This window comes from Hydrogenophaga sp. (assembly GCF_051858985.1).
Taxonomy (GTDB): Bacteria; Pseudomonadota; Gammaproteobacteria; order Burkholderiales; family Burkholderiaceae_C; genus Hydrogenophaga.
Genome location: NZ_JBHYGM010000003.1, coordinates 913184 through 923758, shown reverse-complemented (window position 1 = coordinate 923758; position 10575 = coordinate 913184). Strand labels below are relative to the sequence as shown.

The 10575-nt window shown below is 62.9% G+C and carries 13 protein-coding genes and 1 pseudogene; 7 read left to right on the top strand and 7 right to left on the bottom strand.

Annotated elements, in window-relative coordinates:
- The first annotated feature begins 279 nt into the window (after positions 1-279).
- The 5 genes from ACTIEY_RS16915 to ACTIEY_RS16895 are packed head-to-tail and all read left to right on the top strand — an operon-like array spanning position 280 to position 4687.
- A complete protein-coding gene (locus ACTIEY_RS16915) occupies positions 280-699 on the top strand; it encodes a hypothetical protein (protein WP_439520287.1) in 420 nt (139 codons plus the stop codon).
- A gap of 11 nt (positions 700-710) precedes the next feature.
- The gene (locus tag ACTIEY_RS16910; protein WP_439520286.1) at positions 711-2888 is read left to right on the top strand and encodes a copper-transporting P-type ATPase; all 2178 of its coding nucleotides are present in this window, start codon (positions 711-713) and stop codon (positions 2886-2888) included.
- Positions 2889-2938: 50 nt separating this feature from the next.
- Positions 2939-3595, top strand: coding sequence for a cation transporter (locus ACTIEY_RS16905; protein WP_439520285.1), 657 nt, complete (start codon positions 2939-2941; stop codon positions 3593-3595).
- A gap of 22 nt (positions 3596-3617) precedes the next feature.
- Positions 3618-4034 carry a disulfide bond formation protein B gene (locus ACTIEY_RS16900; protein ID WP_439520284.1) on the top strand — a complete coding sequence of 139 codons (417 nt, stop codon included), beginning with the start codon at positions 3618-3620 and terminating at the stop codon, positions 4032-4034.
- Entirely contained in the window at positions 4031-4687 is a 657-nt protein-coding gene (locus ACTIEY_RS16895) for a DsbA family protein (protein WP_439520283.1), read from the top strand. Before ACTIEY_RS16900 ends, ACTIEY_RS16895 begins: the two co-directional genes overlap by 4 nt.
- 60 nt (positions 4688-4747) lie before the next feature.
- Here the strand turns inward: ACTIEY_RS16895 and ACTIEY_RS16890 are convergent, their stop codons facing one another.
- Entirely contained in the window at positions 4748-5503 is a 756-nt protein-coding gene (locus tag ACTIEY_RS16890; RefSeq protein ID WP_439520282.1) for a hypothetical protein, read from the bottom strand.
- A 155-nt stretch (positions 5504-5658) separates the two neighbouring features.
- Between ACTIEY_RS16890 and yfcF the strand changes: the two genes are divergently transcribed.
- Positions 5659-6291: a glutathione transferase gene (gene yfcF, locus ACTIEY_RS16885; RefSeq protein WP_439520281.1), complete on the top strand. Its 633-nt coding sequence runs from the start codon at positions 5659-5661 to the stop codon at positions 6289-6291.
- A gap of 40 nt (positions 6292-6331) precedes the next feature.
- Here the strand turns inward: yfcF and ACTIEY_RS16880 are convergent.
- The 6 genes and pseudogenes from ACTIEY_RS16880 to ACTIEY_RS16855 form a co-directional block, all read right to left on the bottom strand.
- A pseudogene (locus tag ACTIEY_RS16880) lies at positions 6332-6589 on the bottom strand (NYN domain-containing protein); the annotation flags it as partial.
- 13 nt (positions 6590-6602) lie between these two features.
- Entirely contained in the window at positions 6603-7529 is a 927-nt protein-coding gene (locus ACTIEY_RS16875; protein WP_439520280.1) for a nuclease-related domain-containing protein, read from the bottom strand.
- A 158-nt stretch (positions 7530-7687) separates the two neighbouring features.
- Positions 7688-8239, bottom strand: coding sequence for a hypothetical protein (locus ACTIEY_RS16870; RefSeq protein WP_439520279.1), 552 nt, complete (start codon positions 8237-8239; stop codon positions 7688-7690).
- A gap of 162 nt (positions 8240-8401) precedes the next feature.
- Positions 8402-8644 (bottom strand): hypothetical protein, encoded by a 243-nt coding sequence (locus tag ACTIEY_RS16865; RefSeq protein WP_439520278.1) that lies wholly within the window; start codon positions 8642-8644, stop codon positions 8402-8404.
- Between the two features lie 371 nt (positions 8645-9015).
- Positions 9016-9516: a GNAT family N-acetyltransferase gene (locus ACTIEY_RS16860; protein ID WP_439520277.1), complete on the bottom strand. Its 501-nt coding sequence runs from the start codon at positions 9514-9516 to the stop codon at positions 9016-9018.
- A 7-nt stretch (positions 9517-9523) separates the two neighbouring features.
- On the bottom strand, positions 9524-10081 hold the full coding sequence (locus ACTIEY_RS16855) for a dihydrofolate reductase family protein (protein ID WP_439520276.1): 558 nt from the start codon (positions 10079-10081) through the stop codon (positions 9524-9526).
- An 81-nt stretch (positions 10082-10162) separates the two neighbouring features.
- Between ACTIEY_RS16855 and ACTIEY_RS16850 the strand changes: the two genes are divergently transcribed.
- The gene (locus ACTIEY_RS16850) at positions 10163-10531 is read left to right on the top strand and encodes a YciI family protein (RefSeq protein ID WP_439520275.1); all 369 of its coding nucleotides are present in this window, start codon (positions 10163-10165) and stop codon (positions 10529-10531) included.
- Positions 10532-10575 lie beyond the last annotated feature (44 nt).

The window sequence follows — 10575 nt, the reverse complement described above, 5'->3', positions numbered from 1 at the left end:
GGATGACGCCGGCCCACTTGGTGGTTTCCGAGGCGATGTAGCTGCCGAACTGCGCAATCCTGCAGCAACAGCGCTCGCCGGAGCCGCCCCCCGGGGGGCTTGACCTTCCCATCATGGCAAGCCTCATGCTTCTACCCATGCATCGATTCACCCTCGGAGCAGAACAGGGCTTCCTTGACCTGCATCAAGGCAGCCAGGCCGGCCAGACTTAGCCTTGAAGCGGATCCGCTGTCTGCCTGCCATGTGCCTCTTCCCCCACCCGCCGCCCAAGGAGCCCTCATGAAAACCACCCACACCATCCTCACGCTTTCCACCGCTGTCCTGCTGACCGCGTGCGCGAATCCGAACGCACCTGGAGCGGGACCCATGTCAGCCGCTCACGCAGAACGACACGCTGCGCATCAAGCGGCTGCGTCAGCCTCCGGGGCACCGGCAGCCATGCACCACCAGATGAGAGACATGCAGGCCATGCGCGACAAGATGATGAATGCCAAGACGCTGGCCGAGCGACAGGCCCTGATGGATGACCACATGAAGTCCATGCACGAAGGCATGGACATGATGAAAGGCATGAAGGGAATGGGCGGCATGCACGGCGGGGCGGGCATGATGGAGATGCGCATGGACATGATGCAGACCATGATGGAAATGATGATGCAGCGCATGCCGGGTGGCACCATGCCGCCTCCCAGCAAGTGAAGAAATCCACGATGAATCACGCTGCACACCCGGCTGTGCCCTCGTCGTCACCTTCGTCACCTCCGCAGGAGGGCACGGTCTACACCTGCCCCATGCACCCGGAAATCCGGCAGGACCATCCTGGCAACTGCCCCAAGTGCGGGATGTCGCTGGAGCCGGTCATGCCCGCACTGGACGAGGCAGAGAACCCCGAGTTGCTGGATTTTCAGCGTCGCTTCTGGTGGACGCTCCCGCTCACGGTGGTCGTCGCGGTGCTGGCGATGTTCGGCCACAAGCTCGGCTGGTTCGAGATGGCGACCCAGAGCTGGATCGAACTTGTGCTCACGGTGCCGGTGGTGCTGTGGGCAGGCTGGCCGTTCTTTGTGCGGGGTGTTGAGTCGGTGGTGAACCGCAGCCCCAACATGTGGACGCTGATCAGCCTGGGGACTGGGTCCGCATTTGTCTACAGCGTGGTCGCGACGGTGGCGCCGCAGGTGTTCCCCGCGTCGTTTGTCTCCATGGGGCGCGTGTCGGTGTACTTCGAAGCGGCGGCGGTGATCATCTCGCTCACCTTGCTGGGGCAACTGCTGGAACTCAAGGCGCGCTCACAGACTTCGGCGGCCATCCGTTCGCTGCTGGATCTGGCGCCCAAGACCGCGCGGCGCATCAAGGCCGACGGTCAGGAAGAAGACGTGCCGCTGGCCCATGTGCATGTGGGCGACCTGCTGCGCGTGCGCCCAGGCGAGAAGGTGCCCACCGATGGCACGGTGGTCGAAGGCAGCAGTTCGGTGGATGAGTCCATGCTCACCGGAGAGCCGCTGCCGGTGACCAAGCGCGTGGGTGACAGGCTGATTGGCGCCACGCTGAACACCAGTGGTGCATTGGTGATGAAGTCCGAGCATGTGGGATCGGCCACCGTGCTCTCGCAGATCGTGCAGATGGTCGCCATGGCGCAGCGCTCGCGGGCGCCCATGCAGCGCATGGCCGATCAGGTGGCGGGCTACTTTGTGGTGGGTGTCGTCGTCGCGGCGCTGCTCACCTTCTTCGTTTGGGGCTTGATGGGTCCCGAACCAAGCTGGGTCCATGCGTTGATCAACGCGGTGGCGGTGCTCATCATTGCCTGCCCTTGCGCGCTGGGGCTGGCCACGCCCATGTCGATCATGGTGGCCAGCGGACGCGGCGCCAGCCATGGGGTGCTGTTTCGCGACGCTGCCGCCATCGAAAGCCTGCGCAAGGTCGACACGCTCATTGTGGACAAGACGGGAACCCTCACCGAAGGGCGGCCCACTTTCGAGCGGGCCATTGGCCTGGGAAGATTTGCCGATGACGAGGTCTTGCGGCTGGCCGCCAGCCTGGATCAGGGCAGCGAGCACCCGCTGGCCGCTGCCATCGTGACAGCCGCACGCGAGCAGGGACTCGCGCTCGACAAGCCTGAGCAGTTCGACTCGGAATCAGGCATCGGCGTGCGCGGCAAGGTGGATGGGCAAGCGCTGGCGCTGGGCAATACGGCGCTCATGCAGCAGCTCGGTGTGGACGCTTCACCGTTGGCCACCGAGGCGGAAGCACTGCGTTCTGAAGGTGCGAGCGTGATGTACCTGGCGGTCGACACGGTGCTCGCCGGTTTGCTGGCGGTGTCCGACCCGATCAAGGCCACCACGGCCGATGCCCTGGCGTCGCTGCGCGAGGCCAGCATCCGCGTGGTGATGGCCACGGGCGACGGCCTGACCACCGCCCGCGCGGTCGGCCAGCGCCTGGGCATCGACGAGGTGCATGGCGAAGTGAAACCTGCCGACAAACTCAGGCTGGTGGAAAAGCTCCAGGCCGAGGGCCGCGTGGTGGCGATGGCGGGGGACGGCATCAACGACGCGCCGGCCCTGGCCCGCGCCGACGTGGGCATTGCCATGGGTACCGGCACCGACGTGGCCATGAACAGCGCCCAGTTGACGCTGGTGAAGGGCGATCTGCGCGGCATCGCCACGGCCCGGGCGCTGTCCGTGGCCACGGTGGCCAACATGAAGCAGAACCTGGCCTTTGCATTCGTCTACAACGCACTGGGCATTCCGCTGGCCGCCGGCTTGCTGTACCCATTCACGGGCTGGCTGCTATCGCCCATGATCGCGGCCCTGGCCATGAGCCTCAGCTCGGCGTCGGTGATCGGCAACGCCCTTCGCCTGCGGTCGGCCGCCATCCAGGACGAAAAAAGCAGTTGACTCTGTAGCGGCTTCAAGGTTTCCAATGCAGGCATTGAAAGGAAGAAACCATGTCTGCCCATTGCTGTGATCACGAAGCCCCCAAGACCGAAGCCATCGTCAATCTGCCTCGCTACCGGAAGATTCTCTGGATCGCGCTGATCGTCAACGCCGCCATGTTCCTGGTGGAGATCGGCGCGGGTGTGCAGGCCGGCTCACTCTCTCTGCTGGCCGATGCGGTGGACTTTGCCGGAGACGCGTTGAACTACGCGGTATCGCTCGCGGTGCTGGCCTCTGCGCTGGCATGGCGGGCCCGCGCGGCCATTTTGAAGGCCTTCAGCATGATGGGCTTTGGCCTGTATGTGCTGGGGGCTGCGGTGTGGGCGGTGTGGCACGGCGGCGTGCCGCAGGCCATGACCATGGGCGTGGTGGCGCTGATGGCGCTGACGGCCAACGTGGCCGTGGCCTGGATGCTGTATGCCTTTCGCGAGGGCGATGCCAACATGCGCAGCGTGTGGCTGTGCTCGCGCAACGACGCCATCGGCAACGTGGCCGTGTTCATGGCCGCACTCGGCGTGTTCGGCACCGGCTCGGCCTGGCCCGACCTTTTGGTCGCGAGCCTGATGGCCGCACTGGCCCTTCACGGCGGCTGGACCGTGCTGCGGCAGGCACGGGGTGAGCTGGGTGAGAGCGGAGCGAAAGACGACCACCATGGTCACGTTCACTGAGCAAATGGCGGATCGCCCGCACATGAACCGGAACTGGTGGTGGATGCTGGCCGCCTGGGCCGTGGCACTGGGCGCCACGCTCGGCGCGCTGTTCATCGGTGAAGTGATGGGCATGACGCCCTGTCTGCTTTGCTGGTACCAGCGCATCTTCATGTTCCCGCTGGCGCTCATTCTGGGGATGGCCGCCTTTGCCGAAGACCGGCGGGGCGCGGTGTATGCGCTGCCGCTGGCGTTGGGAGGCGCGGGCATGGCCGGCTACCACTCTGCCCTGATCGCTGGCTGGGTGCCGCAGTGGTGGGTGCCCTGCGGCGCGGGCCCCTCGTGCAGCGAACAAAGCCTGGAGATTCTGGGCGGCGTCCAGATCCCCTGGCTGTCGCTCGCCGCCTTCATTGCCATCGCGATCCTGCTCTTCATCGATTTGAGAAAGACCCGTTCATGAACGCCAGAAAAATCACCGTGCTCGGCCTCCTGGCCGTGCTGGGCCTGTTGTTCTACCTGGGCATGAATGCCTACCAGAAGCGCGTGCAGACCACACAGGACGTGCAGGTGAAGGCCGAGCAGAGCCGGCTGGTGCGGATGCACTCACCCGTCATCGGCCCGCAGGGCGCACCCGTCACCATCGTGGAGTTCTTCGACCCGGCCTGCGAGACCTGTCGCGCGTTCTATCCCCTGGTGAAGAACCTGCTGGCACGCTACCCCGAGGACGTGCGCCTGGTGATCCGCTACGCGCCCTTCCATCACGGTTCGGACCGCGTGGTGAAACTGCTCGAAGCCGCCAGGATCCAGGGCAAGTACCAGACGGTGCTGGAAGCCGTGCTGGCCGCGCAGCCCACCTGGGCCGACCACGGCCAGCCCAACATCGAGGCCGCTTTCAAGGTGGCCGAGCAGGCCGGGCTGGACCTCGTCAAGGCCAGTCAGGACATCGGCAAACCCGTCATGCAGGCCGTGTTGCAACAGGACGTGGACGACCTCACCGCACTGCAGGTGAACAAGACGCCCACCTTCTTCGTGAACGGCCGCAGCCTGCCCAGCTTCGGGCCTGAACAACTGGCTGCGCTGGTGGCGGAAGAAGTGGCGAAGGCGAAGAAGTGAGAAAGTGAAGAAGGCAGGCGCTTACCGCTGCGCAGCCTCCAGTTGCCATACGGCCGCAGTTCAGGCTACTTCGGCTTGCGGTTTCGCCGCCCGCGCAAACGCCAGGAGCTCGTGCGTCCACGCGGTGAACCACGCATAGACCTTGTCTACTCGCTCCAACGCGTCGCGCCGCTGCGCATCATCGAGGGCGATGAGTGCCAGTTCGGCGTGATCGCTGTTCATCGCGTGGCCGGATTCCAGGTTGAAGTGGAACTCGCCGCAATAGCGCAGTTCGACGCCAGTGTCCTTCTGGTACTGCGAGGCGATGCGCGAGGTGAGTTCGAACAGCACGTTCCCGGTTTCCTCGATCGCCTCGATGATGGCCAGGCGGACCACCGGCTCGGCGCCCCAGATCAGGTGGGCCAAGCGATGCGCCAGCAGCCGGTTCTGAATCGTCGCGTCGCTATACAGAAAGCGCAGCGTCTCCCCGGGCGCTTGCCGCGTCCCGTCGTGACCCAGCTTGGCGTAGTCCTCGAGGTACCAGGGCCAGTGGTGATCGTCCTCGTAGGTGTGGGCGTTGATCATCTTGAGGTAGGGGTCCTCGGTCGGCTCCTCGCGCAGCACCAGGCGATTGAGGTCGCCGAAACTCATGATGAAGGACGCCATGCAGGGGAAGAATGCGAGCCGGTCGCGCGCCGGGATGCGCTCGTCGCGCAGGAAGTCGAAGAATGGCAACTGCGCGTACTCGCGCTTCAGCAGGAAGATGTGCTTGAGGACAGGTTTCATGGGAGGCTGAAGAAAAGGGAGTTGGTTGGAGCGTTCGATCGGGTTGAGCATGAAGCTGCTCCTCTTGTCACGTCGAACGGTGCGTGCAGACAGCGCATGCGAATGTACGCAGCGGGCCTGCTTGCGGCCACGTGAAATTCGTCATGGGTGCCGCGCAGGGCGATCGCCTGGCTACCATCGCCTCATCAGCCCCAACGGAGCCCCCTTTGCAGCACCCTGAACTGATCCTTCATGTCGACGCCCAGTTTGCGAGCCCGTATGCGATGTCGGCGTTCGTGGCATTGCAGGAAAAGGAACTGCCGTTCGAGATCAAGACCGTTGATCTGTCCGCCAATGCCCACCACGAACCGGGCTATGCAGCAGCCTCGCTGACGCGTCGCGTGCCCACCCTGGTGCACAACGGATTCGCACTGTCCGAGTCTTCCGCGATGGCGGAATACATCGACGAAGTGTTCGTCGGCACCCCGCTCTACCCGGTGGAGCCGCGTGCCCGGGCGCGGGCGCGTCAGGTGCAGGCGTGGCTTCGGAGCGACCTGCTTGCCATTAGGCAGGAACGTTCCACCGAGGTGATGTTCTATGGCGCAACCAAACCTCCTCTTTCACCCGAGGGGCAGGCGGCTGCAGACAAGCTCTTCTCTGCAGCAGATGCGCTGCTGGTCCCCCACCAGGACAACCTGTTCGGCGCCTGGTGCATCGCAGACGTGGACCTGGCGCTCATGATCAACCGCCTGGTGCTCAACGGCGATGGGGTGCCGGACAAGCTGGCCGCCTACGCCAGACTGCAGTGGGCGCGCCCCTCGGTGCAACGGTGGATCCACCGGCAGCGACCGCCGCTTTGAACTGATCAGCAGAGATCGAGCGGTTCGTGCCCGGCGATCGCTATGCCTTCCATGCCAGCGGGGACGACGTGACCTCCTCGTCCAGAAACACGAATTCGTCACACGCCGCCACAAAACACGCCGCCGTGTCCCGCTGGCCAAAGCCATACACCGCCAACCCCGTTTCCTGAATGCGCGAAGCCAGCCCCGTGTAATCGCTGTCCGAAGACACGATGCAGAAGCCTTCCACGCTGCGCGCATGCAGCAGCTCCATGGCATCCATGATCAAGGCCGAGTCGGTGGCGTTCTTGCCCTTGGTGAAGCGGAACTGCTCACTTCAAACTCTGGTGCTCTCGACAATATTGCTCACCTCCAAACCGCTTGGTGTTGTTCCAGCAGAACTTGCCTTCGGCAAACGTGATCTTGGTGCCGCAATGGCTGCAGATCAGTTTTTTGGCGGTGGTGTTCGCTTTCTCGGGCTTGGCGTTTTCCGGTTCAGGATTGCTGGCCACCGGTACCGCGATGGCTGGCTTGGGCTGCATGAAATCCGGCAGCGCCAGCAGATCGGCCGGGCGATGCTGGCGCACCAGCTTCTGTGCCCACTCCTGAATGGTGTCGAGCCCCCGCAGGTTGGCCATGAGTTTCAGCGTTTCGCCAAACGTGCCCTCCTTGTCGACGAACTTCTGGTGCCACGATGGAAACTGATCGGCCTTGATGACGTTGGTGGTGTCGAAGGTCTTGGCCGCAGGGCGCTTGATGATGGAGTTGGGATGCAGCAGAACCACATGGAAGAAGGTCATGTCGCCGCCGATGCGGTTGCCGATGCCCAGGTTCTTCAGCAGTCGATTGAGGATGCGTGCATGCCGCTGGCTCTGCTCGATGGGTGACGGAATGCCGAAGTGCATTTCGTCGTACTGCGCAGTGAACTCGCCGTGGTCGTTGATGACGAGGTTGCCCGAGTAGTTTTTGGTTTCGAAGAGGTAGATGCCGAACGCACGGTTGATGACCAGATGATCAATCTGTGCCACGTCGCCATCGACCACGAAGCGCAGATCGTGCAGCACCACGTGGTTGACGCCGTGCTTGAAGTATTGGTCCAGGTAGTACGCCGAATCCGTTTCTCCCTGGATGCCCTTTCGCAGCCTGACGAGTTCGTCGCGCAGCCACTTCTTTTGAAAGGCATCGAGGCGAGTGGAACGTTGAAGGTCTTCCAGCAAGGCAAGTCGTCTGGATTTGTCGTCGGCTGTCTTGAGCAGCATGTCTTCCTCCTTTTGCGCGAAGTATTCGTTTGGCGTAGCCTGTGCGGGCGATGGAATCGACCAACGGCGCCAGTTTGCCAATCGGTCTGTCTACTTTTTCACGATCGTCTCAGAGTTCGGTGCTCGTACCTGATCAGCCTCCACTCCCGACCACGGCTTCAATAGAGGTGCAGAAGAGCCTTGCAGCTTGGGTAAGGGGAAGCCCGTTGGGCAATATCAGCCTTCAAGGCGGCGCTGCGGCTCAGCTTCTCTTTGCCTGAATGGGAGGAAGCAAAGATCTCCCGTTCCTTCTGAGCGAGCTCAAGACGAAGTGATTCACATTGTTTCAGCGCGACTTGTTGCTCTGATCGCTGCGCTTCGATGTCCTGTTTGAGGCGCTGCCCGTCAGATTCAGGAACTCGTTGCAGAGCAAGACCGTTGATGATGAGAGTGTTCCTGTCGTCTGACAGTGCCAACGGAACATCGGTTAGGCCGTTGTTGAGAGTCAACTGGGTTCCCTGTTTCGACATGGCCCGTGGACCCTCCTTCTCCCCACTGAAGGTTGTTGCGCGAAGATCCTGGAAGACGTAGTTGTCCCTGCTCACCACGATCTCAACGGTTTTGAGCGGATTTCCACTGGATTGCCAGACGCCAACGTAGTCGGCGTGCGGATCACCTGAACACCCTGCAATGACAACGGAAAGGACCACGTAGAAGAGATAGCGTTGCATTTGTTTCCTGATTGATGGCCGATGTCTGGCTGAAGCCCGGGAATCTATCTCGCAACACTCTTTGACCACGCCCATGTACGCGTAGCATTCAAGATCGTCATCCGCATGAAATTGGCTGAATGCAGTGGGATTCGACTCGTCGATCCCACGAGTTGCATCGACTCACTTGCAGAAAATGCAGGCGGTATTGAGAACGACGAGCAGGTAGAAAAGAAATGCCGAGACGAGCAGCGACAGCATTCTTCCCGTAGGACTGCTTGCGTTGATGACCGCAACCCCAGTAGCCAGATACACGATCGCTGGGACTGCCATGAAGGCTCCGCCGTCAGAACCAAGTTTTGCAGCAAACACCAGCAGAACCAAAGAAACGAGGATGAGCGGCCCGCCAACTGCGTATAGCCACAAGGAGCTCGTGTATCGACGAGGACGACTCCCTACTGGATGCATTCCAAGCTGAACAGCCATCAAGGCATCGCAAGTTGGGCACGTGTCGGCAGAGGGGGCAGCGAGTGGAGAAGAGCAATTTGGGCAATGTCTCGTGTCATGGGGCTCGTGTATCAAACGCATAAATGTGTTCCTGTCTCCCCCTGGAATGACCCCGGAATCTATCAGTCTCCATACCCCTGTGCTCCCACCAGTACCTTGCCTCATTTCCCTTGCAGAGGTCAGGTCAACGCGTCGGCATTCGGCTCCACACAGAAGCTGCAGATCACGTTCAGTGGGGAGGAAGAATTGCGGCGGCGGTTGCCCGCGGAATGGGCGCGGGCAAGCAGACTTCAAGTCAACGTGAGGTGCATGTGCACCTTGCCATGCAGGTGCCCGTCAACCAGGATGGCGCGCGGCTCGGCGCCGAAGGAGACGAAGCCCGCTTCCTGATACAGCCGGATGGCGGACGCGTTGCCTTCGGTGACGGTGAGCACCAGGTCGGTGAGGCCCAGGGTGGGCGCATGCAGCACCAGCGCACGAAGCAGTTCACGCCCCAGGCCGCGCCCAGCCGCTTCCCGCGCCACGTACATCGCCACCACCGTGCCCTTGTGCTTCTGCTTGGCGCGCGCCGCGCATTCCAGCCCCACCATGCCGACCAGCGCCCCGTGTTCGTCGAACGCACCCCAGAACGGCACGAAGGCTGAAGCCAGGCGCTGGCGCGAGTCTTCGAGCGGGCGCGCGTTCGCGTCTGCCCAGTCGGAGGTGAACGCGTCCGGGTGCTCGCGCAGTGCTCGCAAGCGCACCTCGCGGTAAGCGGGCGCATCTTCGGGGGTCAGGCGGCGAATGGGCATGGGTGGGTCAGCGAGCGCGCCGATAGTGCATGGCCACCGCGCCGCAGCGCAATGGCTTCGCCGAGATCAAGTCCAGCCGACGCGTGCTGGGCAGACCGCCTTCGTACAGTCTTGGACCGCGGCCGGCGATCCTCGGGTGGACGAGCAACCGGTATTCGTCGATCAGGTCCATGCGGTCCAGCTCGGTCGCGAGCTGGCCGCTGCCCAGCAGCACACCGTCCGGCGTCGCGTCCTTGAGCTGCTGGACGGCCGTGCGCAGGTCGCCGGTGAGGTGGTGGCTGTGGGTCCAGGGGAAGTGCGTGCGCGTCGAAGACACCACATACTTCGGCTTGGCTTGCAGCTTCACCGCCCAATCGCGCAGGGCCGGCGGGGCCTCTACGTCGCCGCGGGCAACCGCCGGCCAGTGGGCTTCCATCATCTCGTAGGTGACGCGCCCCCACAGCATCGCCCCGGCTTCGTCCATGAGGTGGGTGAAGAAGGCGTGCGTCTCGTCGTCGGCGATGCCTTCCTGGTGGTCAACGCAGCCGTCCAGCGTGACGTTGATGCTGAAGGTCAGGATTCCCATGGTGTTCTTCTCCCGCTTTGGTCGATTCTTGATCGTGTGCCTCGTCGTGACGGCATCATCCACCGAAAAAAGGAGTTCGCCATGAAGTACCTGGGCCTTGCCTATTACAACCCCGAGAAATTCGCCGCCATGGCGCCAGCCGATGTGGAAGCGTTGGTGAGCCAGTGCCCGCCGCTGGACGAGAAGATGCGGGCCACCGGCAAGGTGCTGGTGGCTGCGTCGCTCACCGAGCCCAAGGACTGGATGACGCTGCGCCCGCGCGGCGGCAAGACCAAGATCTCCGACGGGCCCTACACCGAGAGCAAGGAAATGGTGGGCGGGCTCTTCATCATCGAGGCGGACAGCCGCGAAGAAGCCCTGCGCCTCGCTGCCATGCACCCGGCGGCTTTGCTGGGTGAAGAAGGCGGGTGGGGGGTGGAGTTGATCCCGATGGATTTTTATCTGGGCTGAAGCCGCATCATCAATTGATGGGATGTTGTCGGGCAGCGGGCGGC